General features: G+C 51.1%; 34 protein-coding genes and 2 pseudogenes. 33 read left to right on the forward strand and 3 right to left on the reverse strand.

All coding sequences use genetic code 11. The features are described from left to right. The first annotated feature begins 106 nt into the window (after window positions 1–106). The 9 genes and pseudogenes from ESM_RS0116365 (at window position 107) to ESM_RS0116395 (ending at window position 3,125) form a co-directional block, all read left to right on the forward strand. Window positions 107–370 (forward strand): hypothetical protein, encoded by a 264-nt coding sequence (locus tag ESM_RS0116365; protein ID WP_001026260.1) that lies wholly within the window; start codon window positions 107–109, stop codon window positions 368–370. A 19-nt stretch (window positions 371–389) separates the two neighbouring features. After that, window positions 390–1,043: pseudogene (locus ESM_RS1000000126965) on the forward strand (helix-turn-helix transcriptional regulator); the annotation flags it as partial. A gap of 116 nt (window positions 1,044–1,159) precedes the next feature. Continuing rightward, window positions 1,160–1,261 (forward strand): hypothetical protein, encoded by a 102-nt coding sequence (locus ESM_RS1000000127875; protein ID WP_001303586.1) that lies wholly within the window; start codon window positions 1,160–1,162, stop codon window positions 1,259–1,261. Further along, on the forward strand, window positions 1,258–1,713 hold the full coding sequence (gene ybcN / locus ESM_RS0116375) for a DNA base-flipping protein YbcN (protein ID WP_001054339.1): 456 nt from the start codon (window positions 1,258–1,260) through the stop codon (window positions 1,711–1,713). Before ESM_RS1000000127875 ends, ybcN begins: the two co-directional genes overlap by 4 nt. Continuing rightward, window positions 1,713–1,883, forward strand: a complete 171-nt coding sequence (locus ESM_RS01000000125100) for a NinE family protein (protein WP_000224916.1) — start codon at window positions 1,713–1,715, stop codon at window positions 1,881–1,883. The genes ybcN and ESM_RS01000000125100 overlap by 1 nt, the downstream gene beginning before the upstream one ends. After that, on the forward strand, window positions 1,876–2,166 hold the full coding sequence (locus ESM_RS0116385; RefSeq protein ID WP_000774513.1) for a DUF1364 domain-containing protein: 291 nt from the start codon (window positions 1,876–1,878) through the stop codon (window positions 2,164–2,166). The genes ESM_RS01000000125100 and ESM_RS0116385 overlap by 8 nt, the downstream gene beginning before the upstream one ends. Next, complete coding sequence (gene rusA / locus ESM_RS0116390; protein ID WP_001099715.1) at window positions 2,163–2,525, forward strand: crossover junction endodeoxyribonuclease RusA; 363 nt, start codon at window positions 2,163–2,165, stop codon at window positions 2,523–2,525. Before ESM_RS0116385 ends, rusA begins: the two co-directional genes overlap by 4 nt. After that, window positions 2,522–2,662, forward strand: a complete 141-nt coding sequence (locus ESM_RS01000000125105) for a YlcG family protein (protein ID WP_000971055.1) — start codon at window positions 2,522–2,524, stop codon at window positions 2,660–2,662. The genes rusA and ESM_RS01000000125105 overlap by 4 nt, the downstream gene beginning before the upstream one ends. 85 nt (window positions 2,663–2,747) lie before the next feature. Then, window positions 2,748–3,125, forward strand: a complete 378-nt coding sequence (locus tag ESM_RS0116395; protein WP_001204777.1) for an antiterminator Q family protein — start codon at window positions 2,748–2,750, stop codon at window positions 3,123–3,125. Between the two features lie 155 nt (window positions 3,126–3,280). Here ESM_RS0116395 and ESM_RS0116400 read toward each other — a convergent pair whose 3' ends face one another. Then, window positions 3,281–3,805: a lipocalin family protein gene (locus ESM_RS0116400; protein ID WP_000780582.1), complete on the reverse strand. Its 525-nt coding sequence runs from the start codon at window positions 3,803–3,805 to the stop codon at window positions 3,281–3,283. Between the two features lie 192 nt (window positions 3,806–3,997). Here ESM_RS0116400 and ESM_RS0116405 point away from each other — a divergent pair, with 192 nt between their 5' ends. The 7 genes from ESM_RS0116405 to ESM_RS0116435 all read left to right on the forward strand — a co-directional run bounded on the left by ESM_RS0116405 (window position 3,998) and on the right by ESM_RS0116435 (window position 8,367). Further along, complete coding sequence (locus ESM_RS0116405) at window positions 3,998–4,957, forward strand: YbgA family protein (RefSeq protein ID WP_000592547.1); 960 nt, start codon at window positions 3,998–4,000, stop codon at window positions 4,955–4,957. Between the two features lie 351 nt (window positions 4,958–5,308). Further along, window positions 5,309–6,040: a helix-turn-helix domain-containing protein gene (locus tag ESM_RS0116410; protein WP_001146311.1), complete on the forward strand. Its 732-nt coding sequence runs from the start codon at window positions 5,309–5,311 to the stop codon at window positions 6,038–6,040. 188 nt (window positions 6,041–6,228) lie between these two features. Then, window positions 6,229–6,444 (forward strand): phage lysis protein EssD, encoded by a 216-nt coding sequence (gene essD, locus ESM_RS0116415; protein ID WP_000839582.1) that lies wholly within the window; start codon window positions 6,229–6,231, stop codon window positions 6,442–6,444. Beyond that, window positions 6,444–6,941, forward strand: a complete 498-nt coding sequence (gene rrrD, locus ESM_RS0116420; RefSeq protein ID WP_001135309.1) for a lysozyme RrrD — start codon at window positions 6,444–6,446, stop codon at window positions 6,939–6,941. The genes essD and rrrD overlap by 1 nt, the downstream gene beginning before the upstream one ends. Then, window positions 6,938–7,396 carry a lysis protein gene (locus tag ESM_RS0116425; protein WP_001082731.1) on the forward strand — a complete coding sequence of 153 codons (459 nt, stop codon included), beginning with the start codon at window positions 6,938–6,940 and terminating at the stop codon, window positions 7,394–7,396. The genes rrrD and ESM_RS0116425 overlap by 4 nt, the downstream gene beginning before the upstream one ends. Window positions 7,397–7,597: 201 nt before the next feature. Continuing rightward, a complete protein-coding gene (locus ESM_RS0116430; RefSeq protein ID WP_000839225.1) occupies window positions 7,598–8,095 on the forward strand; it encodes a KilA-N domain-containing protein in 498 nt (165 codons plus the stop codon). Then, window positions 8,092–8,367 carry a hypothetical protein gene (locus tag ESM_RS0116435; protein WP_001283922.1) on the forward strand — a complete coding sequence of 92 codons (276 nt, stop codon included), beginning with the start codon at window positions 8,092–8,094 and terminating at the stop codon, window positions 8,365–8,367. Before ESM_RS0116430 ends, ESM_RS0116435 begins: the two co-directional genes overlap by 4 nt. 588 nt (window positions 8,368–8,955) lie before the next feature. Here ESM_RS0116435 and ESM_RS0116440 read toward each other — a convergent pair. Then, window positions 8,956–9,366 (reverse strand): DUF1398 domain-containing protein, encoded by a 411-nt coding sequence (locus ESM_RS0116440; protein WP_000079508.1) that lies wholly within the window; start codon window positions 9,364–9,366, stop codon window positions 8,956–8,958. Between the two features lie 57 nt (window positions 9,367–9,423). Beyond that, a complete protein-coding gene (locus tag ESM_RS01000000125115) occupies window positions 9,424–9,657 on the reverse strand; it encodes a YlcI/YnfO family protein (protein ID WP_001331705.1) in 234 nt (77 codons plus the stop codon). A gap of 388 nt (window positions 9,658–10,045) precedes the next feature. Here ESM_RS01000000125115 and ESM_RS0116455 point away from each other — a divergent pair, with 388 nt between their 5' ends. The 17 genes and pseudogenes from ESM_RS0116455 to ESM_RS0116535 all read left to right on the forward strand — a co-directional run bounded on the left by ESM_RS0116455 (window position 10,046) and on the right by ESM_RS0116535 (window position 23,979). Next, window positions 10,046–10,591, forward strand: a complete 546-nt coding sequence (locus ESM_RS0116455; RefSeq protein WP_000453587.1) for a DNA-packaging protein — start codon at window positions 10,046–10,048, stop codon at window positions 10,589–10,591. Continuing rightward, window positions 10,566–12,491: a phage terminase large subunit family protein gene (locus tag ESM_RS0116460; RefSeq protein WP_001027307.1), complete on the forward strand. Its 1,926-nt coding sequence runs from the start codon at window positions 10,566–10,568 to the stop codon at window positions 12,489–12,491. The genes ESM_RS0116455 and ESM_RS0116460 overlap by 26 nt, the downstream gene beginning before the upstream one ends. Continuing rightward, window positions 12,488–12,694 carry a phage head-tail joining protein gene (locus ESM_RS0116465; RefSeq protein ID WP_000198149.1) on the forward strand — a complete coding sequence of 69 codons (207 nt, stop codon included), beginning with the start codon at window positions 12,488–12,490 and terminating at the stop codon, window positions 12,692–12,694. Before ESM_RS0116460 ends, ESM_RS0116465 begins: the two co-directional genes overlap by 4 nt. Then, window positions 12,691–14,292 (forward strand): phage portal protein, encoded by a 1,602-nt coding sequence (locus ESM_RS0116470; protein ID WP_010379329.1) that lies wholly within the window; start codon window positions 12,691–12,693, stop codon window positions 14,290–14,292. The genes ESM_RS0116465 and ESM_RS0116470 overlap by 4 nt, the downstream gene beginning before the upstream one ends. Continuing rightward, window positions 14,273–15,592, forward strand: coding sequence for a S49 family peptidase (locus ESM_RS0116475; protein ID WP_000123305.1), 1,320 nt, complete (start codon window positions 14,273–14,275; stop codon window positions 15,590–15,592). The genes ESM_RS0116470 and ESM_RS0116475 overlap by 20 nt, the downstream gene beginning before the upstream one ends. Before the next feature lie 9 nt (window positions 15,593–15,601). Beyond that, window positions 15,602–15,934, forward strand: coding sequence for a head decoration protein (locus tag ESM_RS0116480; protein ID WP_001299443.1), 333 nt, complete (start codon window positions 15,602–15,604; stop codon window positions 15,932–15,934). Window positions 15,935–15,989: 55 nt separating this feature from the next. Further along, a complete protein-coding gene (locus ESM_RS0116485; RefSeq protein WP_000063216.1) occupies window positions 15,990–17,015 on the forward strand; it encodes a major capsid protein in 1,026 nt (341 codons plus the stop codon). 41 nt (window positions 17,016–17,056) lie between these two features. Next, complete coding sequence (locus tag ESM_RS0116490; protein WP_000158917.1) at window positions 17,057–17,452, forward strand: DNA-packaging protein FI; 396 nt, start codon at window positions 17,057–17,059, stop codon at window positions 17,450–17,452. An 11-nt stretch (window positions 17,453–17,463) separates the two neighbouring features. Beyond that, complete coding sequence (locus tag ESM_RS0116495; protein WP_000753001.1) at window positions 17,464–17,817, forward strand: head-tail joining protein; 354 nt, start codon at window positions 17,464–17,466, stop codon at window positions 17,815–17,817. An 11-nt stretch (window positions 17,818–17,828) separates the two neighbouring features. Beyond that, window positions 17,829–18,407 carry a phage tail protein gene (locus ESM_RS0116500; protein ID WP_000975067.1) on the forward strand — a complete coding sequence of 193 codons (579 nt, stop codon included), beginning with the start codon at window positions 17,829–17,831 and terminating at the stop codon, window positions 18,405–18,407. Beyond that, window positions 18,404–18,799, forward strand: a complete 396-nt coding sequence (locus ESM_RS0116505; RefSeq protein WP_000683106.1) for a phage minor tail U family protein — start codon at window positions 18,404–18,406, stop codon at window positions 18,797–18,799. Before ESM_RS0116500 ends, ESM_RS0116505 begins: the two co-directional genes overlap by 4 nt. Before the next feature lie 7 nt (window positions 18,800–18,806). After that, a pseudogene (locus ESM_RS01000000125130) lies at window positions 18,807–19,547 on the forward strand (phage tail protein). A 15-nt stretch (window positions 19,548–19,562) separates the two neighbouring features. Continuing rightward, a complete protein-coding gene (gene gpG, locus ESM_RS0116515) occupies window positions 19,563–19,985 on the forward strand; it encodes a phage tail assembly chaperone G (protein ID WP_000479155.1) in 423 nt (140 codons plus the stop codon). Then, window positions 19,967–20,401: a phage tail assembly protein T gene (locus ESM_RS0116520; RefSeq protein ID WP_000459457.1), complete on the forward strand. Its 435-nt coding sequence runs from the start codon at window positions 19,967–19,969 to the stop codon at window positions 20,399–20,401. Before gpG ends, ESM_RS0116520 begins: the two co-directional genes overlap by 19 nt. After that, on the forward strand, window positions 20,394–22,955 hold the full coding sequence (locus ESM_RS0116525) for a phage tail tape measure protein (RefSeq protein WP_000840339.1): 2,562 nt from the start codon (window positions 20,394–20,396) through the stop codon (window positions 22,953–22,955). Before ESM_RS0116520 ends, ESM_RS0116525 begins: the two co-directional genes overlap by 8 nt. Continuing rightward, on the forward strand, window positions 22,952–23,281 hold the full coding sequence (locus ESM_RS0116530; RefSeq protein ID WP_000847332.1) for a phage tail protein: 330 nt from the start codon (window positions 22,952–22,954) through the stop codon (window positions 23,279–23,281). Before ESM_RS0116525 ends, ESM_RS0116530 begins: the two co-directional genes overlap by 4 nt. Continuing rightward, a complete protein-coding gene (locus tag ESM_RS0116535; RefSeq protein WP_001152574.1) occupies window positions 23,281–23,979 on the forward strand; it encodes a phage minor tail protein L in 699 nt (232 codons plus the stop codon). The genes ESM_RS0116530 and ESM_RS0116535 overlap by 1 nt, the downstream gene beginning before the upstream one ends. Window positions 23,980–23,982 lie beyond the last annotated feature (3 nt).

The following is a 23,982-nucleotide window of genomic DNA, read 5'->3' on the forward strand; positions in this document are numbered from 1 at the left end:
CTGCCACTGGTGGGGGTTCTGATCGAGGAACAAATCCGAATCATAACGCTGATGTTCACATTCCAATGTCTCCGGGACGATTCCCATATAATTAATGTGAGGTTTTATGAATATCCGAAATCAATATAATGAAGCCTTAAATAAATTAGAAGTTGATGTTAATGATGGTTTGAGAGATTTAATAAACATATATTGTGTGGCTATTGATTCTTTTGAAAATGATATCGTTGACTCGATTGCTTTATACGTGATTGATATGGGAAATAAAGATACTTGTCGATATCTACAAGAAATATTATCAGAGAATGAAGATCCTTATTTAGTAAAGGAATTTAATGCATGGATAAAAGAAAATAAGAAAAAATATTAAAATAAAAGCCGGGAAGGTTATAACTGTTGATAATAATCAAATAATATTATTTCCTTGTGGTTATGAATTTTATATTGAGAATTATCCTGAAGCAGGGCTTTATCTTGCAGAAATGCTTTACTTACCCATTGATTTAATTGAGAGTTTCCAAAAACTTTATACGGTAACTGATCAAATACGTAACAAAACAAGTTTCTTTTTACCTCAGAATCCTGAGTTAATATATTGTTGGGAGCAACTAAAAACATCTGTTTCCCGAGGCTTCTCAACTAAAATTCAGGAGCACTTAGCAATGGGCGTTCTACTTTCGTTAGGAGTGAATCATGTTAATCATTTACTTTTATCATATAGTAAACAATCATTGATAAGTCGTTGTTATAACCTGCTGCTATCCGAACCCGGCACAAAATGGACAGCAAACAAGGTTGCTCGATATCTCTACATTTCTGTTTCTACATTACATCGCCGTCTAGCAAGCGAGGGGGTAAGTTTCCAAAGTATACTGGACGATGTGAGGTTAAATAATGCGTTGTCTGCTATACAAACGACGGTAAAACCTATAAGCGAGATTGCCAGAGAAAATGGTTATAAGTGTCCTTCTCGTTTTACTGAAAGATTTCATAATCGTTTTAATATAACACCAAGAGAGATAAGAAAAGCTTCCAGAGAGTAAAAGTGTTTTAAGAAGGAGCAATTCTATCGATTTTGATTTTGGGAAATCAACACGGCATAATTATGTCACCGGAGCCTGAACAACTCCGGTGACTTCTGCGCTAAACGGGGACGTTTATGCGCACATACAATCCAAACTCTCTTCTCCCTTCACAGATGCAGAAATGCACCTGCAATTCTTTGCATCTAGCGTTTGACCTCTGCGGAGGTGAAGCGTGAACCTCTCACAAGACGGCATCAAATTACATCGCGGCAACTTCACCGCTATCGGTCGGCAGATCCAGCCTTATCTGGAGGAGGGCAAATGCTTTCGCATGGTGCTTAAACCGTGGCGTGAGAAACGCAGTCTTTCCCAGAATGCACTCAGCCACATGTGGTACAGCGAAATCAGTGAACACCTCATCAGCAGGGGTAAAACGTTCGCCACTCCAGCTTGGGTAAAAGATGCTCTCAAACACACATATCTCGGTTATGAAACCAAAGACCTGGTTGATGTCGTAACCGGTGATATCACCACTATCCAGTCGTTACGCCATACCTCCGATCTTGATACCGGAGAGATGTATGTCTTCCTGTGTAAGGTTGAAGCCTGGGCGGTGAATATTGGCTGCCACCTGACTATTCCGCAGAGCTGCGAGTTCCAGCAGCTCCGCGACAAGCAGGAGGCGTAATGGCTACACCGCTTATTCGTGTCATGAACGGACACATCTACAGAGTATCAAATCGTCGTAAGCGTAAGCCTGAGCTGAAGCCATCCGAAATACCAACACTGCTCGGATATACCGCTAGCCTGGTTGATAAAAAATGGTTGCGACTGGCAGCAAGGAGGAATCATGGCTGATTTGAGAAAAGCAGTGCGTGGTCGGGAATGCCAGGTAAGAATCCCTGGCGTATGTAATGGCAATTCTGAAACGTCTGTACTGGCACATATCCGGCTGGCTGGATTGTGCGGTACCGGTATCAAACCGCCAGACCTGATTGCCACCATTGCATGTTCTGCCTGCCACGACGAAATCGACCGCCGCACACATTTTGTCGATGCTGCATATGCAAAAGAATGCGCGCTGGAAGGTATGGCGAGAACACAGGTTATCTGGCTGAAAGAGGGGGTTATTAAGGCGTGAATACCTACAGTATCACATTACCCTGGCCTCCGAGCAATAATCGCTATTACCGCCATAATCGCGGGCGCACGCACGTCAGTGCAGAGGGGCAGGCATACCGCGATAACGTCGCCCGAATCATTAAAAACGCAATGCTGGATATCGGCCTGGCTATGCCTGTGAAAATCCGCATTGAGTGCCACATGCCGGATCGCCGTAGCCGTGACCTGGATAATCTGCAAAAAGCCGCTTTTGACGCACTCACTAAAGCAGGTTTCTGGCTGGATGATGCTCAGGTCGTTGATTACCGCGTTGTGAAGATGCCTGTTACCAAAGGTGGGAGGCTGGAACTGACCATCACCGAAATGGGGAATGAATGATGTTTGAGTTTAATATGGCAGAACTTCTTCGCCACCGCTGGGGGCGTCTGCGCTTATATCGTTTCCCCGGCTCTGTTTTGACCGATTACCGAATACTGAAGAATTACGCCAAAACACTGACAGGAGCAGGAGTATGAAGTCAGAGATAACAATCAACTAATACTGTTTTGTTGATTTTTGCTTGTAATTGGCGTTCTGGTCTGAGTTTTGTGGAGTAAGTTGATGCGTGATATTCAGATGGTTCTTGAGCGTTGGGGAGCGTGGGCGGCTAATAATCATGAAGATGTGACCTGGTCGTCCATTGCCGCCGGTTTTAAGGGATTAATTCCTTCAAAAGTAAAATCTCGCCCGCAATGTTGTGACGATGACGCGATGATCATTTGCGGGTGCATGGCCCGTCTGAAAAAGAACAACAGCGATTTGCATGATTTATTGGTGGACTATTATGTCGGCGGCATGACTTTTATGGCGCTTGCACGTAAGCATGGGCGATCTGATTGTTGGGTTGGCAGGATGCTCCAGAAAGCTGAGGGCGTAGTGGAGGGTATGCTGATGGTGTTGGATCTCCGATTGGAGATGGATGCTGATTGTTCGAAATAATTAAAGGAAAAGTTGCTGTCTGATTGTCATTAGTCTAACATTTTAAATGTTGGAATCGCAACGTAGTTATTATCATATAACAGCTTGTTTCCTGATTTAGCCAGCCTCCCCAAAGGCTGGTTTTTTTCTAATAAGTATCATTTCGGGTAGGGATTTTATTGTTTAACCCATAATAATTCATTGACATTGAATCCCAACTTTTGAGCGGTTCGCACATAGTCTGCTTTTACTTTATCTGGAATAGTTGAGGTCCTTGCCAGAATCCATAGGTATTCTCTGTTCGGACCACTGACAAGAGCATACTTATACTCATCATCCAGTTTGATTACATTATAGCCACCATAGAAGGGGCCAAAAAACGAAACCTTCAACGCTGCAGTTTTAGTATCTCCAGTAAAGTATGCTTTACCTTCGCTCTCGCTCCATTTATTTTTCGTTGGATCGTATCCACGGTTAAGTACACGAATCCCTCCGTCGTTCCGTTTTCCATAAGTAGCGCTGACCTGTTCCAGACCACGTTCGAACCGGTTCTCGAGGCGAGCTATTTCATACCATTTTCCGAGGTAGCGGTTGGCGTCAAAATTTGTAATCGGCTGCACACCTTTAGGTGGTGTCGGGGCCTTACATGCTATAAGAGTGAAAGAGAGCGCAATGCCAGTCAACACAGGCCATAACTTCATAATAAATCCTGTACTTTTGATAGTTGAGAGTAAGTATGAAAGATAGATGATTACGACCGATCACTTAAAGAACTTTCATACTATATTAGGAATAGTCCATAACAGAAAAATTGTCAGTGATGACGCCAGAAAGGCAATTTATTCCGTGCACTACACAGTTTATGTGTTAATGAATTAGTCAAGGGGGAGGATATGATAAAAAAACCTGTGATTGGAATCAGCGGTTGTTTGGCCGGTTCTGCTGTTCGTTTTGATGGTGGTCACAAAAGAGCTGACTTTTTAATGGACAAATTAGTGGAATGGGTAACATTCAGACCAGTATGTCCGGAAATGGCTATAGGGCTGCCAGTTCCGCGTCCTGCTCTACGTCTTGTGCGCTCGACGCAAGGAAATATACGGATGTGTTTCAGCCACGACCAGAATGAGGATGTGACAGAGAGAATGACAGAGTTTAGTCGTTCTTATATGGACAAATTAAAGGATGTATCGGGGTTTGTGGTTTGTGCTAAATCTCCCAGCTGTGGCATGGAGCGCGTGCGTGTCTATGATGAAAATGGTAATCGAGGTCGTAAAGATGGAGTGGGACTATTTACGAGCACTTTGATGGAAAAGTTTTCCTGGCTACCGGTTGAAGAGGATGGGCGATTACATGATCCAGTGCTTCGTGAGAATTTTGTTGAAAGAGTTTTTGCTTTGCATGAGCTCAATCACCTTTACAAGGAGAAATTATCAAGAAGAGAGTTATTGGCTTTTCATAGTCGTTATAAGCTTCAGTTGTTGGCGCATAGTCAGACAGGCTATAAAGATATGGGACCATTTGTGGCTGCAATACACGAGTGGGCGGATCTTGAATCATACTTTGAGGTGTATCGTGATAAGCTGATGGCGATTCTCAGAAAACCTGCATCACGTAAAAATCACACGAATGTGCTGATGCATATACAGGGGTATTTTAGTAACTACTTAAGTACACGCCAGCGTAAAGAGTTGAGCGAGGTTATACTTAACTATCGTTCTGGCACATTACCTCTTCTTGCGCCGTTGACTCTGCTGAAGCATTATCTGGGTGAGTATCCTAATGATTACTTGCTTACACAGAATTACTTCGATCCCTATCCGGACGAACTGGCTCTAAGACTGATGGTAAATTAATTGTATGCGATATCATCCAAAAGGATGAGTTCCTGCATACAGGATATTTACAATCGTAAAAACTACACTATGATACCCAGAGTGTCAGTTTGTATAAAAACTCTGTTTACGCTGAAGAAACCATTGAGATGCAACTTAAATTTGGTAAACATGCCAGTCAAAATATATGATATTATGATTCCACGCAGCTATATATAATATAACAGATTGGTTTAATAATTTGTCTTTGTGAGTTAAATACATAATTTTATACTTGTGATGCAATGAGATTTTCCTTATTGTTGAACTGGCGAATATTGATTTTCCACCTATACTTACCTGGTGTAACCCCAATGATATCAGGTGGATAATATGCCATACATATGTTCTATCATTTTGGTGTTGAACTCGTTTGATGTCCGAATTGGTAAAGAAGATATTTTGTTTAAAAAAGGAAGTGCTGTTCTCATTGATTACAATTTAAAAGATTTTTTTTCATCAAATATAGATCATGTAATGATCGTAGATGTTGAAGAGAAAACAGTTAATGATTTCTTTAAAAGCAACACACTCTCACCTTTTTCTGTAAGAAGGTTTTATCCGGCATACTTGATGGTGGAATGTGAAGATTTTTCATTGTTAAAGAACTTGATTGCATGCTTGAATTGTGATGGCAGAACTGTGGATTTTGTTAGAAATCAAATATCACTTGCATGTCTTGCTATCTTATCTTCAGAGAAAATAGTGCAAAGTTTTTTATTTGGATGTCTTAATAGTTTAGGAAGTAAAGTTAAGGCTATTATTCACACGGATATATCTGCAACATGGAGACTTTGTGATATATCTTCAAGACTGTATCTGAGTGAAAGTCTGTTAAAAAGAAAATTAAAGCACGAAGGCTTATCATTTAGTAAATTAATTCTTGAAGAGCGAATGGTGATGGCGGAAAGGTTATTAAGCTACAATTTATATTCTGTTGGAAAAGTTGCTGAGATATGCGGTTATGAAAACACGTCATATTTTGTAAGTGTTTTCAGAAGATATTTTGGTGTTCCTCCCCATCAATATTCATCAAGATTTTTTTTAGAAAAAGACATGATGTAACGTGATGCGTTTTAATGATTTTGTAATTTTCGTATTTGATAATTGTATGATGCTTTCAGCTACGCCAGAATAATCGCTGGCGTTTTTCTTTTTGAATAGATGTTCAAGCCTTACGCTAATGTAACTTCTATACCTTTCCTCTTCGTTCCGAACCGTGTACACCATCCGTTATTTGCGGAGGTGAGGCTATGAAATCCATGGATAAGTTAACAACGGGCATTGCCTACGGCACCTCCGCAGGCAGTGCTGGCTACTGGTTTTTACAGCTGCTCGATAAAGTCACGCCCTCACAGTGGGCAGCAATAGGTGTGCTGGGTAGCCTGGTATTTGGCCTGCTGACGTACCTGACAAACCTTTATTTCAAGATTAAAGAAGATAAGCGCAAGGCTGCGAGAGGTGAATAATGCCTCCATCATTACGAAAAGTCGTTGCTGCTGCTATTGGTGGCGGAGCAATTGCTATAGCATCAGTGTTAATCACTGGCCCAAGTGGTAACGATGGTCTGGAAGGTGTCAGCTACATACCATACAAAGATATTGTTGGTGTATGGACTGTATGTCACGGGCATACAGGAAAAGACATCATGCTCGGTAAAACGTATACCAAAGCAGAATGCAAAGCCCTCCTGAATAAAGACCTTGCCACGGTCGCCAGACAAATTAACCCGTACATAAAAGTTGATATACCGGAAACAATGCGCGGCGCTCTTTACTCGTTCGTTTACAACGTGGGCGCTGGCAATTTCAGAACATCGACGCTTCTTCGCAAAATAAACCAGGGCGATATCAAAGGCACATGTGATCAGCTACGTCGCTGGACATATGCTGGCGGTAAGCAATGGAAAGGTCTCATGACTCGTCGTGAGATTGAGCGTGAAATCTGTTTGTGGGGTCAGCAATGAACAGAGTAACCGCGATTATCTCCGCTCTGGTTATCTGCATCATCGTCTGCCTGTCATTGGCTGTTAATCATTACCGTGATAACGCAATCGCCTACAAAGAGCAGCGCGATAACAAGGCCAGTGAACTGGAGAAGGCGAACGCCACCATCGCTGACATGCGGAAGCGTCAACGTGATGTAGCAGAACTCGACGCAAGATACACAAAGGAGCTTGCTGATGCTAACGCGACTATCGAAAGTCTCCGTGCTGATGTTTCTGCTGGGCGTAAGCGCCTGCAAGTCGCCGCCACCTGTGCAAAGTCAACGACCGGAGCCAGCGGCATGGGCGATGGAGAAAGCCCAGGACTTACAGCAGATGCTGAACTCAATTATTACCGTCTCCGAAGTGGAATCGACAAGATAACCGCGCAGGTTAACTACCTGCAGGAATACATCAGGACGCAATGCCTGAAATAATTTTTTTGCAAATCACAAAGTCCATTTAATGAGCCTCGCGATGCGGGGCTTTTTGCAATAAATGCGTACCGCAACGCATGTTTTTTACACCGAACCTGCCCCTTTGGAATGGGCCTTTGAGGATACCAGTTAGTGCTGGCGAGCCTCGGTGGGCTGGTTTCCTGTGCGGCAAAGGTTCATTTCAAAGAGTAGGTACACGCTATGAAATCATTAACCCTCTTCAATCAACCAATTCGTATCGGTGAAGATGGCATGATCTGCCTCACTGATATGTGGAAAGCCAGTGGTAAAAGTGAATCTGAATCGCCTTACCACTACCTGCGAAACAAGCAGACCAAAGAGTTCTTAGCCGAGCTGGAGAAAAACCACGAATCTGTGGTTTTTACTGAGCGCGGTGTACACGGTGGAACATATGGCGGGAAGTTTGTTGCTTACGATTATGCGGCTTGGTTAAACCCCGGGTTCAAGTACGCGGCCTATAAAGTCCTCGATGACTACTTCACCGGAGAACTTCAGCATCGCAACAGCTTAAGTGCGCAGCTCAACATGAAATGTCATGAGTTTGACCAGAAGAAAGACATGGCGAGCTTCTGCGGACAAGGGCTGGCAGCATGGCGCTATACGAAGCCAGTGTTGGTCGCTGAGATTAACTCCCTGGCTAACCAGCTGCAGATTACGATCCCCGGGCTTCCGGGATGAGTGATCGGGTTATTGAATGCGCCTCCAGAGCGGGGCGCGACTTCTCAGAGTTCATGAAAGGCGAGAAGGGCATGATGGAAGCATTGGCCTCGGTGGATGAGTTTGGCGAGCAGCTGCGCCTCAACGGCTGTGTCAATCATCACTTTGTTAGCTACATGATGCGGAACTCGATCATGCAGGCATTCATGGACATGGCAAAAGCCGAGAGGAAAGAAGAGCGCCGGCGTAAGCGAGCGGAAGCAAAAGCAAAAGCAAAAGCAAAAGTGAAGTAGCCATTACAAAGCCCATTTACGGGTGGGCTTGATAATGAAACCGGAATTTATTCTGGGCCACCAGTTAACGGCAGTACCACGAAACAACCCAAGCCAGTAAGTGGAGAAATAACACCGGCAGCCACTGAAAGATGAACCTCCTGCCTTATGGCAAAAAAGATTCTTTGTGGTGGCGGACTGATGGAAAGACATCCTAATTTCAGCCAAACATTGAAGGAGTTGTTATGTCAGCAGAAGGTTTCAATAACCCATCAAAATTCCGGGATGAGTGGGATAGCAGCGTAAAGAGTAAGTGATGCCATCACAAAAGCCATTCCCTACAGAGTGGCTTTGATAATGGCTTATACCCTACACGGGATAACTTAACTGATATCCCTTTTAAAGGATAAAGGTATTCAAGCCTGACACATCATGCGCTGTATCGTCGCCGTATTCCCGTATTAACAGAGACCGTAGCCCGACGGGGAATTCCTTCTGCGTGAGTGTGCGGGAATAATCAAAAACGATGCACACCGGGGTTACCGGGTACACATATTTCATCATGCCAGCGAGTCCGGTTCTGGCGCGGAAGAAACCGGACGTTATGATTTAGTGCGGAAATATTTGTGTAGTGTTCTGAATGTTCTCAGTAAATAGTAATGAATTATCAAAGGTATAGTAATACCTTTTGTTTTCGTGGATATTTGTAATCCATCTGAAAACCCCTGCTGTAGCAAGATTTTTCCTGTATTCGTAAAATGATAACTCTCCTGATTTGAATCCTTTTAAGGTGGCTTCTATAAGGCATTTATTTTTTGAAAATCTTACATTTACAACCTTACCCTGTCCTTTTATTAAAACCGTATTATCGTTTTCAAGAACAAGATGAATATTCTCTGTGGCTAAATAGTAAATGTAATGTGAGACATTGTGACGTTTTAGTTCAGAATAAAACCAGTGATAGTTTAAATTATTTCGCACTTTATCGAATATTTGTTTAAAAATGGCAACCTGAGCCATTGTAGTACCTTCCATGTGATATGATGGGGCGTAGTCTGCACGATTATCTAAATTGCTTCAATCTGGTCTGACCTGTTTTCTGAGCAATTCAGTAATGTCACTCTTTTCTTTGTTTGCTTCAGGCGAAACTCTTTTTTCTGAGCACAGTCTCCGGCGGCAGGCTTCAATGACCCAGGCTGAGAAATTCCCGGACCCTTTTTGAACAAGAGCGATGTTAATTTGTTCAATCATTTGGTTAGGAAAGCGGATGTTGCGGGTTGTTGTTCTGCGGGTTCTGTTCTTCGTTGACATGAGGTTGCCCTGTATTCAGTGTCGCTGATTTGTATTGTCTGAAGTTGTTTTTACGTTAAGTTGATGCAGATCAATTAATACGATACCTGCGTCATAATTGATTATTTGACGTGGTTTGATGGCGTAGATGCACGTTGTGACATGTAGATGATAATTATTATCATTTTGCGGGTCCTTTCCGGCGATCCGACAGGTTACGGGGCGGCGACCTCGCGGGTTTTCGCTATTTATGAAAATTTTCCGGTTTAAGGCGTTTCCGTTCTTCTTCGTCGTAACTTAATGTTTTTATTTAAAATACCCCCTGAAAAGAAAGGAAACGACAGGTGCTGAAAACGAACTTTTGGGCCTCTGTCGTTTCCTTTCTCTGTTTTTGTCCGTGGAATGAACAATGGAAGTCAACAAAAAGCAGCTGGCTGACATTTTCGGTGCGAGCATCCGTACCATTCAGAACTGGCAGGAGCAGGGAATGCCCGTTCTGCGAGGTGGCGGGAAGGGTAATGAGGTGCTTTATGACTCTGCCGCCGTCATAAAATGGTATGCCGAAAGGGATGCTGAAATTGAGAACGAAAAGCTGCGCCGGGAGGTTGAAGAACTGCGGCAGGCCAGCGAGACAGATCTGCAGCCAGGGACTATTGAGTACGAACGCCATCGACTTACGCGTGCGCAGGCCGACGCACAGGAGCTGAAAAATGCCAGAGACTCCGCTGAAGTGGTGGAAACCGCATTCTGTACTTTCGTGCTGTCGCGGATCGCAGGTGAAATTGCCAGTATTCTCGACGGGATCCCCCTGTCGGTGCAGCGGCGTTTTCCGGAACTGGAAAACCGACATGTTGATTTCCTGAAACGGGATATCATCAAAGCCATGAACAAAGCAGCCGCGCTGGATGAACTGATACCGGGGTTGCTGAGTGAATATATCGAACAGTCAGGTTAACAGGCTGCGGCATTTTGTCCGCGCCGGGCTTCGCTCACTGTTCCGGCCGGAGCCACAGACCGCCGTTGAATGGGCGGATGCCAATTACTATCTCCCGAAAGAATCCGCATACCAGGAAGGGCGCTGGGAAACACTGCCCTTTCAGCGGGCCATCATGAATGCGATGGGCAGCGACTACATCCGTGAGGTGAATGTGGTGAAGTCTGCCCGTGTTGGTTATTCCAAAATGCTGCTGGGTGTTTATGCCTACTTCATAGAGCATAAGCAGCGCAACACCCTTATCTGGTTGCCGACGGATGGTGATGCCGAGAACTTTATGAAAACCCACGTTGAGCCGACCATCCGCGATATTCCGTCGCTGCTGGCGCTGGCCCCGTGGTATGGCAAAAAGCACCGGGATAACACGCTCACCATGAAGCGTTTCACCAATGGGCGTGGCTTCTGGTGCCTGGGCGGTAAAGCGGCAAAAAACTACCGTGAAAAGTCAGTGGATGTGGCGGGTTATGATGAACTTGCTGCCTTTGATGAGGATATTGAACAGGAAGGCTCTCCGACGTTCCTGGGCGATAAGCGTATTGAAGGCTCTGTCTGGCCAAAGTCCATCCGTGGCTCCACGCCCAAAGTGAGAGGCACCTGCCAGATTGAGCGTGCAGCCAGTGAATCCCCGCATTTTATGCGTTTTCATGTTGCCTGCCCGCACTGCGGGGAGGAGCAGTATCTTAAATTTGGCGACAAAGAGACGCCGTTTGGCCTCAAATGGACGCCGGATGACCCCTCCAGCGTGTTTTATCTCTGCGAGCATAATGCCTGCGTCATCCGCCAGCAGGAGCTGGACTTTACTGATGCCCGTTATATCTGCGAAAAGACCGGGATCTGGACCCGTGATGGCATTCTCTGGTTTTCGTCATCCGGTGAAGAGATTGAGCCGCCGGACAGTGTGACCTTTCACATCTGGACGGCGTACAGCCCGTTCACCACCTGGGTGCAGATTGTCAAAGACTGGATGAAGACGAAAGGGGATACGGGAAAACGTAAAACCTTCGTGAACACCACGCTCGGTGAGACATGGGAAGCGAAAATCGGCGAACGTCCGGATGCTGAGGTGATGGCGGAGCGGAAAGAGCATTATTCAGCGCCCGTTCCTGACCGTGTGGCTTACCTGACTGCCGGTATCGACTCCCAGCTGGATCGCTACGAAATGCGCGTATGGGGATGGGGGCCGGGTGAGGAAAGCTGGCTGATTGACCGGCAGATTATTATGGGCCGCCACGATGATGAACAGACGCTGCTGCGTGTGGATGAGGCCATCAATAAAACCTATATCCGCCGGAATGGTGCAGAAATGTCGGTATCCCGTATCTGCTGGGATACTGGCGGGATTGACCCGACCATTGTGTATGAACGCTCGAAAAAGCATGGGCTGTTCCGGGTGATCCCCATTAAAGGGGCATCCGTCTACGGAAAGCCTGTGGCCAGCATGCCACGTAAGCGAAACAAAAACGGGGTTTACCTTACCGAAATTGGTACGGATACCGCGAAAGAGCAGATTTATAACCGCTTCACACTGACGCCGGAAGGGGATGAACCGCTTCCCGGTGCCGTTCACTTCCCGAATAACCCGGATATTTTTGATCTGACCGAAGCGCAGCAGCTGACTGCTGAAGAGCAGGTCGAAAAATGGGTGGATGGCAGGAAAAAAATACTGTGGGACAGCAAAAAGCGACGCAATGAGGCGCTCGACTGCTTCGTTTATGCGCTGGCGGCGCTGCGCATCAGTATTTCCCGCTGGCAGCTGGATCTCAGTGCACTGCTGGCGAGCCTGCAGGAAGAGGATGGTGCAGCAACCAACAAGAAAACACTGGCAGATTACGCCCGTGCCTTATCCGGAGAGGATGAATGACGCGACAGGAAGAACTTGCCGCTGCCCGTGCGGCACTGCATGACCTGATGACAGGTAAACGGGTGGCAACGGTACAGAAAGACGGACGGCGAGTGGAGTTTACGGCCACTTCCGTGTCTGACCTGAAAAAATACATTGCGGAGCTGGAAGTGCAGACCGGCATGACACAGCGACGCAGGGGACCTGCAGGATTTTATGTATGAAAACGTCCACCATTCCCACCCTTCTGGGGCCGGACGGCATGACATCGCTGCGTGAATATGCCGGTTATCACGGCGGTGGCAGCGGATTTGGTGGGCAGTTGCGGGCGTGGAACCCACCGGGTGAAAGTGTGGATGCAGCCCTGCTGCCCAACTTTACCCGTGGCAATGCCCGCGCAGACGATCTGGTACGCAATAACGGCTATGCCGCCAACGCCATCCAGTTGCATCAGGATCATATCGTCGGGTCTTTTTTCCGGCTCAGTCATCGCCCAAGCTGGCGCTATCTGGGCATCGGGGAGGAAGAAGCCCGTGCCTTTTCCCGCGAGGTTGAAGCGGCATGGAAAGAGTTTGCCGAGGATGACTGCTGCTGCATTGACGTTGAGCGAAAACGCACGTTTACCATGATGATTCGGGAAGGTGTGGCCATGCACGCCTTTAACGGTGAACTGTTCGTTCAGGCCACCTGGGATACCAGTCCCTCGCGACTGTTCCGGACACAGTTCCGGATGGTCAGCCCGAAGCGTATCAGCAACCCGAACAATACCGGCGACAGCCGGAACTGCCGTGCCGGTGTGCAGATTAATGACAGCGGCGCGGCGCTGGGATATTACGTCAGCGAGGACGGCTATCCTGGCTGGATGCCGCAGAAATGGACATGGATACCCCGTGAGTTACCCGGCGGGCGCGCCTCGTTCATTCACGTTTTTGAACCCGTGGAGGACGGGCAGACCCGCGGTGCAAATGTGTTTTACAGCGTGATGGAGCAGATGAAGATGCTCGACACGCTGCAGAACACGCAGCTGCAGAGCGCCATTGTGAAGGCGATGTATGCCGCCACCATTGAGAGTGAGCTGGATACGCAGTCAGCGATGGATTTTATTCTGGGCGCGAACAGTCAGGAGCAGCGGGACAGGCTGACCGGCTGGATTGGTGAAATTGCCGCGTATTACGCCGCAGCACCGGTCCGGCTGGGAGGCGCAAAAGTGCCGCACCTGATGCCGGGGGACTCACTGAACCTGCAGACGGCTCAGGACACGGATAACGGCTACTCCGTGTTTGAGCAGTCACTGTTGCGGTATATCGCTGCCGGGCTGGGTGTCTCGTATGAGCAACTTTCCCGGAATTACGCCCAGATGAGCTACTCCACGGCACGGGCCAGTGCGAACGAGTCGTGGGCGTACTTTATGGGGCGGCGAAAATTCGTCGCATCCCGTCAGGCGAGCCAGATGTTTCTGTGCTGGCTGGAAGAGGCCATCGTTCGCCGCGTGGTGACGTTACCTTCAAAAGCGCGCTTCAGTTTTCAGGAAGCCCGCAGTGCCTGGGGGAACTGCGACTGGATAGGCTCCGGTCGTATGGCCATCGATGGTCTGAAAGAAGTTCAGGAAGCGGTGATGCTGATAGAAGCCGGACTGAGCACCTACGAGAAAGAGTGCGCGAAACGCGGTGACGACTATCAGGAAATTTTTGCCCAGCAGGTCCGTGAAACGATGGAGCGCCGCGCAGCCGGTCTTAAACCGCCCGCCTGGGCGGCTGCAGCATTTGAATCCGGGCTGCGACAATCAACAGAGGAGGAGAAGAGTGACAGCAGAGCTGCGTAATCTCCCGCATATTGCCAGCATGGCCTTTAATGAGCCGCTGATGCTTGAACCCGCCTATGCGCGGGTTTTCTTTTGTGCGCTTGCAGGCCAGCTTGGGATCAGCCGCCTGACGGATGCGGTGTCCGGCGACAGCCTGACTGCCCAGGAGGCACTCGCGACGCTGGCATTATCCGGTGATGATGACGGACCACGACAGGCCCGCAGTTATCAGGTCATGAACGGCATCGCCGTGCTGCCGGTGTCCGGCACGCTGGTCAGCCGGACGCGGGCGCTGCAGCCGTACTCGGGGATGACCGGTTACAACGGCATTATCGCCCGTCTGCAACAGGCTGCCAGCGACCCGATGGTGGACGGCATTCTGCTCGATATGGACACGCCAGGCGGAATGGTGGCGGGGGCATTTGACTGCGCTGACATCATCGCCCGTGTGCGTGACATAAAACCGGTATGGGCGCTTGCCAACGACATGAACTGCAGTGCAGGTCAGCTGCTTGCCAGCGCCGCCTCCCGGCGTCTGGTCACGCAGACCGCCCGGACAGGCTCCATCGGCGTCATGATGGCTCACAGTAATTACGGTGCTGCCCTGGAGAAACAGGGTGTGGAAATCACGCTGATTTACAGCGGCAGCCATAAGGTGGATGGCAATCCCTACAGCCATCTTCCGGATGACGTCCGGGAGACACTGCAGTCCCGGATGGACGCAACCCGCCAGATGTTTGCGCAGAAGGTGTCGGCATATACCGGCCTGTCTGTGCAGGCTGTGCTGGATACCGAGGCTGCAGTGTACAGCGGTCAGGAGGCCATTGATGCCGGACTGGCTGATGAACTTGTTAACAGCACCGATGCGATCACCGTCATGCGTGATGCACTGGATGCGCGTAAATCCCGTCTCTCAGGAGGGCGAATGACCAAAGAGACTCAATCAACAACTGTTTCAGCCACTGCTTCGCAGGCTGACGTTACTGACGTGGTGCCAGCGACGGAGGGCGAAAACGCCAGCGCGGCGCAGCCGGACGTGAACGCGCAGATCACCGCTGCGGTTGCGGCAGAAAACAGCCGCATTATGGGGATCCTCAACTGTGAGGAGGCTCACGGACGCGAAGAACAGGCCCGCGTGCTGGCAGAAACCCCCGGTATGACCGTGGAAACGGCCCGCCGCATTCTGGCCGCAGCACCACAGAGTGCACAGGCGCGCAGTGACACTGCGCTGGATCGTCTGATGCAGGGGGCACCGGCACCGCTGGCTGCAGGTAACCCGGCATCTGATGCCGTTAACGATTTGCTGAACACACCAGTGTAAGGGATGTTTATGACGAGCAAAGAAACCTTTACCCATTACCAGCCGCTGGGCAACAGTGACCCGGCTCATACCGCAACCGCGCCCGGCGGATTGAGTGCGAAAGCGCCTGCAATGACCCCGCTGATGCTGGACACCTCCACCCGTAAGCTGGTTGCGTGGGATGGCACCACCGACGGTGCTGCCGTTGGCATTCTTGCAGTTGCTGCTGACCAGACCAGCACCACACTGACGTTCTACAAGTCCGGCACGTTCCGTTATGAGGATGTGCTCTGGCCGGAGGCTGCCAGCGACGAGACGAAAAAACGGACCGCGTTTGCCGGAACGGCAATCAGCATCGTTTAACCTTACCCTTCATCACTAAAGGCCGCCTGTGCGGCTTTTTTTACGGGATTTTTTTATGTCGATGTACACAACCGCCCAGCTGCTGGCGGCAAATGAGAAGAAATTTAAGTTTGATCCGCTGTTTCTGCGTCTCTTTTTCCGTGAGAGCTATCCCTTCACCACGGAGAAAGTCTATCTCTCACAAATTCCGGGACTGGTAAACATGGCGCTGTACGTTTCGCCGATTGTTTCCGGTGAGGTTATCCGCTCCCGTGGCGGCTCCACCTCTGAATTTACACCGGGATATGTCAAGCCCAAGCATGAGGTGAATCCGCAGATGACCCTGCGTCGCCTGCCGGATGAAGATCCACAGAATCTGGCGGACCCGGCTTACCGCCGCCGTCGCATCATCCTGCAGAACATGCGAGACGAAGAGCTGGCCATTGCTCAGGTCGAAGAGATGCAGGCAGTTTCTGCCGTGCTTAAGGGCAAATACACCATGACCGGTGAAGCCTTCGATCCGGTTGAAGTGGATATGGGGCGCAGTGAGGCAAATAACATCACGCAGTCCGGCGGTACGGAGTGGAGCAAGCGTGACAAGTCCACGTATGACCCGACCGACGATATCGAAGCCTACGCGCTGAACGCCAGCGGTGTGGTGAATATCATCGTGTTTGATCCGAAAGGCTGGGCGCTGTTCCGTTCCTTCAAAGCCGTCAAGGAGAAGCTGGATACCCGTCGCGGCTCTAATTCCGAGCTGGAGACAGCGGTAAAAGACCTGGGCGAAGCGGTGTCCTATAAGGGGATGTATGGCGATACGGCGATCGTCGTGTATTCCGGACAGTACGTGGAAAACGACGTCAAAAAGAACTTCCTTCCGGACAACACGATGGTGCTGGGGAACACTCAGGCACGCGGTCTGCGCACCTATGGCTGCATTCAGGATGCGGACGCACAGCGCGAAGGTATTAACGCCTCTGCCCGCTACCCGAAAAACTGGGTGACCACCGGCGATCCGGCGCGTGAGTTCACCATGATTCAGTCAGCACCGCTGATGCTGCTGGCTGACCCTGATGCGTTCGTGTCCGTACAACTGGCGTAATCATGGCCCTTCGGGGCCATTTTCTCTCTGTGGAGGAGTCCATGACGAAAGATGAACTGATTGCCCGTCTCCGGTCGCTGGGTGAGCAACTGAACCGTGATGTCAGCCTGACGGGGACGAAAGAAGAACTGGCGCTCCGTGTGGCAGAGCTGGAAGAAGAGCTTGATGACACGGGCGACACTGCCGGTCAGGATACCCCTCTCAGCCCGGAAAATGTGCTGACCGGACATGAAAATGAGGTTGTATCAGCGCAGCCGGATACCGTGACTGATACGGCTGATCTGGTCACGGTTGTGGCACTGGTGACGCTGCATACTGATGCACTTCACGCCACGCGGGATGAGGCTGTGGCATTTGTGCTGCCGGGAACGGCGTTTCGTGTCTCTGTCGTTGTGGCAGCCGAAATGACAGAACGTGGCCTGGCCAGAATGCAATAACGGGAGGCGCTGTGGCTGATTTCGATAACCTGTTCGATGCTGCCATTGCCCGCGCCGATGAAACGATACGCGGGTACATGGGAACGTCAGCCACCATGACATCCGGTGAGCAGTCCGGCGCAGTAATACGTGGTGTTTTTGATGACCCTGAAAATATCAGCTATGCCGGACAGGGCGTGCGCGTTGAAGGCTCCAGCCCGTCCCTGTTTGTCCGGACTGATGATGTGCGGCAACTGCGGCGTGGAGACACGCTGACCATCGGTGAGGAAAACTTCTGGGTAGATCGGGTTACGCCGGATGATGGCGGAAGCTGTCATCTCTGGCTTGGGCGGGGGGTACCGCCTGCCGTTAACCGTCGCCGCTGAAAGGGGGATGTATGGCCATAAAAGGTCTTGAGCAGGCCGTTGAAAACCTCAGCCGTATCAGCAAAACGGCGGTGCCTGGTGCCGCCGCAATGGCCATTAACCGCGTTGCTTCATCCGCGATATCGCAGTCGGCGTCACAGGTTGCCCGTGAGACAAAGGTGCGCCGGAAACTGGTAAAGGAAAGGGCCAGGCTGAAAAGGGCCACGGTCAAAAATCCGCAGGCCAGAATCAAAGTTAACCGGGGGGATTTGCCCGTAATCAAGCTGGGTAACGCGCGGGTTGTCCTGTCCCGACGCAGGCGTCGTAAAAAGGGGCAGCGTTCAGCCCTGAAAGGTGGCGGCAGCGTGCTTGTGGTGGGAAACCGTCGTATTCCCGGCGCGTTTATTCAGCAACTGAAAAACGGCCGGTGGCATGTTATGCAGCGTGTGGCCGGGAAAAACCGTTACCCCATTGATGTAGTGAAAATCCCGATGGCGGTGCCGCTGACCACGGCGTTTAAACAGAATATTGAACGGATACGGCGTGAACGTCTTCCGAAAGAGCTGGGCTATGCGCTGCAGCATCAACTGAGAATGGTAATAAAGCGATGAAACATACTGAACTCCGTGCAGCCGTACTGGATGCACTGGAGAAGCATGACACCGGGGCGACGTTTTTTGATGGTCGCCCCGCTGTTTTTGATGAGGCGGATTTTCCGGCAGTTGCCGTTTATCTCACCGGCGCTGAATACACGGGCGAAGAGCTGGACAGCGATACCTGGCAGGCGGAGCTGCATATCGAAGTTTTCCTGCCTGCTCAGGTGCCGGATTCAGAGCTGGATGCGTGGATGGAGTCCCGGATTTATCCGGTGATGAGTGATATCCCGGCACTGTCAGATTTGATCACCAGTATGGTGGCCAGCGGCTATGACTACCGGCGCGACGATGATGCGGGCCTGTGGAGTTCAGCCGATATGACTTATGTCATTACCTATGAAATGTGAGGACGATATGCCTGTACCAAATCCAGCAATACCGGTGAAAGGGGCCGGGACCACCCTGTGGGTTTATAAGGGGAACGGTGACCCTTATGCGAACCCGCTTTCAGACGTTGACTGGTCGCGTCTGGCTAAAGTTAAAGACCTGACGCCCGGCGAACTGACCGCTGAGTCCTATGACGACAGCTATCTCGATGATGAAGATGCAGACTGGACCGCGACCGGGCAGGGGCAGAAATCTGCCGGAGATACCAGCTTCACGCTGGCGTGGATGCCCGGAGAGCAGGGGCAGCAGGCGCTGCTGGCGTGGTTTAATGAAGGCGATACCCGTGCCTATAAAATCCGCTTCCCGAACGGCACGGTCGATGTGTTCCGTGGCTGGGTCAGCAGTATCGGTAAGGCGGTGACGGCGAAGGAAGTGATCACCCGTACGGTGAAAGTCACCAATGTGGGACGTCCGTCGATGGCAGAAGATCGCAGCACGGTAACAGCGGCAACCGGTATGACCGTGACGCCAGCCAGCGCTTCCGTAGTGAAAGGGAAGAGCACCACGCTGACCGTGGCATTCCAGCCGGAAGGACGCAACCGACAAGAGCTTCCGTGCAGTGTCAGCGGATAAACAAAAGCCACCGTGTCGGTCAGTGGTATGACCATCACCGTGAATGGCGTTGCTGCAGGTAAGGTCAACATTCCGGTCGTATCCGGTAATGGTGAGTTTGCTGCGGTTGCAGAAATCACCGTCACCGCCAGTTAATCCGGAGAGTCAGAGATGTTCCTGAAAACCGAATCATTTGAACATAACGGTGTGACCGTCACGCTTTCTGAACTGTCAGCCCTGCAGCGTATTGAGCATCTCGCCCTGATGAAACGGCAGGCAGAACAGGCGGAGTCAGACAGCAACCGGAAGTTTACTGTGGAAGACGCCATCAGAACCGGCGCGTTTCTGGTGGCGATGTCCCTGTGGCATAACCATCCGCAGAAGACGCAGATGCCGTCCATGAATGAAGCCGTTAAACAGATTGAGCAGGAAGTGCTTACCACCTGGCCCACGGAGGCAATTTCTCATGCTGAAAACGTGGTGTACCGGCTGTCTGGTATGTATGAGTTTGTTGTGAATAATACCCCTGAACAGACAGAGGACGCCGGGCCTGCAGAGCCTGTTTCTGCGGGAAAGTGTTCGACGGTGAGCTGAGTTTTGCCCTGAAACTGGCGCGTGAGATGGGGCGACCCGACTGGCGTGCCATGCTTGCCGGGATGTCATCCACGGAGTATGCCGACTGGCACCGCTTTTACAGTACCCATTATTTTCATGATGTTCTGCTGGATATGCACTTTTCCGGGCTGACGTACACCGTGCTCAGCCTGTTTTTCAGCGATCCGGATATGCATCCGCTGGATTTCAGTCTGCTGAACCGGCGCGAGGCTGACGAAGAGCCTGAAGATGATGTGCTGATGCAGAAAGCGGCAGGGCTTGCCGGAGGCGTTCGTTTTGGCCCGGACGGGAATGAAGTTATCCCCGCTTCCCCGGATGTGGCGGACATGACGGAGGATGACGTAATGCTGATGACAGTATCAGAAGGGATCGCAGGAGGAGTCCGGTATGGCTGAACCGGTAGGCGATCTGGTCGTTGATTTAAGTCTGGATGCGGCCAGATTTGACGAGCAGATGGCCAGAGTCAGGCGTCATTTTTCCGGTACGGAAACTGATGCGAAAAAAACAGCGGCAGTCGTTGAACAGTCGCTGAGCCGACAGGCGCTGGCTGCACAGAAAGCGGGGATTTCCGTCGGACAGTATAAAGCCGCCATGCGTATGCTTCCTGCACAGTTCACCGACGTGGCCACGCAGCTTGCAGGCGGGCAAAGTCCGTGGCTGATCCTGCTGCAACAGGGTGGTCAGGTTAAGGACTCCTTCGGCGGGATGATCCCCATGTTCAGGGGGCTTGCCGGTGCGATCACCCTGCCGATGGTCGGGGCCACCTCGCTGGCGGTGGCGACCGGTGCGCTGGCGTATGCCTGGTATCAGGGCAACTCAACCCTGTCCGATTTCAACAAAACGCTGGTCCTTTCCGGCAATCAGGCGGGACTGACGGCAGATCGTATTCTGGTCCTGTCCAGAGCCGGGCAGGCGGCAGGGCTGACGTTTAACCAGACCAGCGAGTCACTCAGCGCACTGGTTAAGGCGGGGGTAAGCGGTGAGGCTCAGATTGCGTCCATCAGCCAGAGTGTGGCGCGTTTCTCCTCTGCATCCGGTGTGGAGGTGGACAAGGTCGCTGAAGCCTTCGGGAAGCTGACCACAGACCCGACGTCGGGGTTGACGGCGATGGCACGCCAGTTCCATAACGTGACGGCGGAACAGATTGCGTATGTTGCTCAGTTGCAGCGTTCCGGCGATGAAGCCGGGGCATTGCAGGCGGCGAACGAGGCCGCAACGAAAGGGTTTGATGACCAGACCCGACGCCTGAAAGAGAACATGGGCACGCTGGAAACCTGGGCAGACAGGACAGCACGGGCATTCAAATCCATGTGGGATGCGGTGCTGGATATTGGTCGTCCTGATACCGCTCAGGAGATGCTGATTAAGGCAGAGGCTGCGTTTAAGAAAGCGGACGACATCTGGAATCTGCGCAAGGATGATTATTTTGTTAACGATGAAGCGCGGGCGCGTTACTGGGATGACCGTGAAAAGGCCCGTCTTGCGCTTAAAGCCGCCCGAAAGAAGGCTGAACAGCAGAGTCAACAGGACAAAAATGCGCAGCAGCAGAGCGATACCGAAGCGTCACGGCTGAAATATACCGAAGAGGCGCAGAAGGCTTACGAACGGCTGCAGACACCGCTGGAGAAATATACCGCCCGTCAGGAAGAACTGAACAAGGCACTGAAAGACGGGAAAATCCTGCAGGCAGATTACAACACGCTGATGGCGGCGGCGAAAAAGGATTATGAAGCGACGCTGAAAAAGCCGAAACAGTCCGGCGTGAAGGTGTCTGCGGGCGATCGTCAGGAAGACAGTGCTCATGCTGCCCTGCTGACGCTTCAGGCAGAACTCCGGACGCTGGAGAAGCATGCCGGAGCGAATGAGAAAATCAGCCAGCAGCGCCGGGATTTGTGGAAGGCGGAAAATCAGTTCGCGGTACTGGAGGAGGCGGCACAACGTCGCCAGCTATCCGCACAGGAGAAATCCCTGCTGGCGCATAAAGATGAGACGCTGGAGTACAAACGCCAGCTGGCTGTACTTGGCGATAAGGTCACGTATCAGGAGCACCTGAATGCGCTGGCGCAGCAGGCGGATAAGTTCGCACAGCAACAACGGGCAAAACGGGCAGCCATTGAGGCGAAAAACCGGGGGCTTACTGACCGGCAGGCAGCGCGGGAAGCCACAGAACAGCGCCTGAAGGAACAGTATGGCGATAATTCGCTGGCGCTGAATAACGTCATGTCAGAGCAGAAAAAGACCTGGGCGGCTGAAGACCAGCTTCGCGGGAGCTGGATGGCAGGCCTCAAGTCCGGCTGGAGTGAGTGGGAAGAGAGCGCCACGGACAGTATGTCGCAGGTTAAAAGTGCAGCCACGCAGACCTTTGATGGTATTGCGCAGAATATGGCGGCGATGCTGACCGGCAGTGAACAGAACTGGCGCAGCTTCACCCGCTCCGTGCTGTCCATGATGACAGAAATTCTGCTTAAGCAGGCAATGGTGGGGATTGTCGGGAGTATCGGCAGCGCCATTGGCGGGGCTGTTGGTGGCGGCGCATCAGCGTCAGGCGGTACAGCCATTCAGGCAGCTGCGGCGAAATTCCATTTTGCGACCGGAGGATTTACGGGAACCGGCGGCAAATATGAGCCAGCGGGGATTGTTCACCGTGGTGAATTTGTCTTCACTAAGGAGGCAACCAGCCGGATTGGCGTGGGGAATCTCTACCGGCTGATGCGCGGCTATGCCACCGGCGGTTATGTCGGTACACCGGGCAGCATGGCGGACAGCCGCTCGCAGGCGTCCGGGAAGTTTGAGCAGAATAACCATGTGGTGATTAACAACGACGGCACGAACGGTCAGATAGGGCCACAGGCGCTGAAGGCGGTTTATGACGTAGCCCGTAAGGCGGCAATGGATGTTGTGACCGGGCAGATGCGCGATGGTGGTCTGTTCTCCGGAGGTGGACGATGAAAACCTTCCGCTGGAAAGTGAAACCCGGTATGGATGTGGCTTCGGCCCCTTCCGTAAGAAAGGTGCGCTTTGGTGATGGCTATTCTCAGCGAGCGCCTGCCGGGCTGAATGCCGACCTGAAAACGTACAGCGTGACGCTTTCTGTTCCCCGTTGGGAGGCCACGGCGCTTGAGTCGTTTCTGGCTGAGCACGGGGGCTGGAAATCCTTTCTGTGGACGCCGCCTTATGAGTGGCGGCAGATAAAGGTGACCTGCGCAAAATGGTCGTCGCGGGTCAGTATGCTGCGTGTTGAGTTCAGCGCAGAGTTTGAACAGGTGGTGAACTGATGCAGGATATCCGGCAGGAAACACTGAATGAATGCACCCGTGCGGAGCAGTCGGCCAGCGTGGTGCTCTGGGAAATCGATCTGACAGAGGTCGGTGGAGAACGTTATTTTTTCTGTAATGAGCAGAACGAAAAAGGTGAGCCGGTCACCTGGCAGGGGCGACAGTATCAGCCGTATCCCATTCAGGGGAGCGGTTTTGAACTGAATGGCAAAGGCACCAGTACGCGCCCCACGCTGACGGTCTCTAACCTGCACGGCATGGTCACCGGTATGGCGGAAGACCTGCAGAGTCTGGTCGGCGGAACGGTGGTCCGGCGTAAGGTTTACGCCCGTTTTCTGGATGCGGTGAACTTCGTTAACGGAAACAGCGACGCCGATCCGGAGCAGGAGGTGATCAGCCGCTGGCGCATCGAACAGTGCAGCGAACTGAGCGCGGTGAGTGCCTCTTTTGTACTGTCCACGCCGACTGAAACGGATGGTGCTGTTTTTCCGGGGCGCATCATGCTGGCTAATACCTGCACCTGGACCTATCGCGGTGATGAGTGCGGTTATCACGGTCCGGCTGTCGCGGATGAATATGACCAGCCGACGTCCGATATCACGAAGGATAAATGCAGCAAATGCCTGAGTGGCTGTAAGTTTCGCAATAACGTCGGCAACTTTGGCGGCTTCCTTTCCATTAACAAACTTTCGCAGTAAATC

Source organism: Escherichia sp. TW09308 (assembly GCF_000208565.1).
Classification (GTDB): domain Bacteria; phylum Pseudomonadota; class Gammaproteobacteria; order Enterobacterales; family Enterobacteriaceae; genus Escherichia; species Escherichia marmotae.

Bases quoted from the DNA above. Each gene is read 5' to 3' on its own strand.
- ESM_RS0116365 (WP_001026260.1), top strand. From the start codon at position 107: ATGAATATCCGAAATCAATATAATGAAGCCTTAAATAAATTAGAAGTT.
- ESM_RS1000000127875 (WP_001303586.1), top strand. From the start codon at position 1,160: ATGCGCACATACAATCCAAACTCTCTTCTCCCTTCACAGATGCAGAAA.
- ESM_RS01000000125100 (WP_000224916.1), top strand. From the start codon at position 1,713: ATGGCTACACCGCTTATTCGTGTCATGAACGGACACATCTACAGAGTA.
- ESM_RS0116385 (WP_000774513.1), top strand. From the start codon at position 1,876: ATGGCTGATTTGAGAAAAGCAGTGCGTGGTCGGGAATGCCAGGTAAGA.
- ESM_RS01000000125105 (WP_000971055.1), top strand. From the start codon at position 2,522: ATGATGTTTGAGTTTAATATGGCAGAACTTCTTCGCCACCGCTGGGGG.
- ESM_RS0116395 (WP_001204777.1), top strand. From the start codon at position 2,748: ATGCGTGATATTCAGATGGTTCTTGAGCGTTGGGGAGCGTGGGCGGCT.
- ESM_RS0116400 (WP_000780582.1), bottom strand. From the start codon at position 3,805: ATGAAGTTATGGCCTGTGTTGACTGGCATTGCGCTCTCTTTCACTCTT.
- ESM_RS0116405 (WP_000592547.1), top strand. From the start codon at position 3,998: ATGATAAAAAAACCTGTGATTGGAATCAGCGGTTGTTTGGCCGGTTCT.
- ESM_RS0116410 (WP_001146311.1), top strand. From the start codon at position 5,309: ATGCCATACATATGTTCTATCATTTTGGTGTTGAACTCGTTTGATGTC.
- essD (WP_000839582.1), top strand. From the start codon at position 6,229: ATGAAATCCATGGATAAGTTAACAACGGGCATTGCCTACGGCACCTCC.
- rrrD (WP_001135309.1), top strand. From the start codon at position 6,444: ATGCCTCCATCATTACGAAAAGTCGTTGCTGCTGCTATTGGTGGCGGA.
- ESM_RS0116425 (WP_001082731.1), top strand. From the start codon at position 6,938: ATGAACAGAGTAACCGCGATTATCTCCGCTCTGGTTATCTGCATCATC.
- ESM_RS0116430 (WP_000839225.1), top strand. From the start codon at position 7,598: ATGAAATCATTAACCCTCTTCAATCAACCAATTCGTATCGGTGAAGAT.
- ESM_RS0116435 (WP_001283922.1), top strand. From the start codon at position 8,092: ATGAGTGATCGGGTTATTGAATGCGCCTCCAGAGCGGGGCGCGACTTC.
- ESM_RS0116440 (WP_000079508.1), bottom strand. From the start codon at position 9,366: ATGGCTCAGGTTGCCATTTTTAAACAAATATTCGATAAAGTGCGAAAT.
- ESM_RS01000000125115 (WP_001331705.1), bottom strand. From the start codon at position 9,657: ATGTCAACGAAGAACAGAACCCGCAGAACAACAACCCGCAACATCCGC.
- ESM_RS0116455 (WP_000453587.1), top strand. From the start codon at position 10,046: ATGGAAGTCAACAAAAAGCAGCTGGCTGACATTTTCGGTGCGAGCATC.
- ESM_RS0116465 (WP_000198149.1), top strand. From the start codon at position 12,488: ATGACGCGACAGGAAGAACTTGCCGCTGCCCGTGCGGCACTGCATGAC.
- ESM_RS0116470 (WP_010379329.1), top strand. From the start codon at position 12,691: ATGAAAACGTCCACCATTCCCACCCTTCTGGGGCCGGACGGCATGACA.
- ESM_RS0116480 (WP_001299443.1), top strand. From the start codon at position 15,602: ATGACGAGCAAAGAAACCTTTACCCATTACCAGCCGCTGGGCAACAGT.
- ESM_RS0116485 (WP_000063216.1), top strand. From the start codon at position 15,990: ATGTCGATGTACACAACCGCCCAGCTGCTGGCGGCAAATGAGAAGAAA.
- ESM_RS0116490 (WP_000158917.1), top strand. From the start codon at position 17,057: ATGACGAAAGATGAACTGATTGCCCGTCTCCGGTCGCTGGGTGAGCAA.
- ESM_RS0116500 (WP_000975067.1), top strand. From the start codon at position 17,829: ATGGCCATAAAAGGTCTTGAGCAGGCCGTTGAAAACCTCAGCCGTATC.
- ESM_RS0116505 (WP_000683106.1), top strand. From the start codon at position 18,404: ATGAAACATACTGAACTCCGTGCAGCCGTACTGGATGCACTGGAGAAG.
- gpG (WP_000479155.1), top strand. From the start codon at position 19,563: ATGTTCCTGAAAACCGAATCATTTGAACATAACGGTGTGACCGTCACG.
- ESM_RS0116525 (WP_000840339.1), top strand. From the start codon at position 20,394: ATGGCTGAACCGGTAGGCGATCTGGTCGTTGATTTAAGTCTGGATGCG.
- ESM_RS0116530 (WP_000847332.1), top strand. From the start codon at position 22,952: ATGAAAACCTTCCGCTGGAAAGTGAAACCCGGTATGGATGTGGCTTCG.
- ESM_RS0116535 (WP_001152574.1), top strand. From the start codon at position 23,281: ATGCAGGATATCCGGCAGGAAACACTGAATGAATGCACCCGTGCGGAG.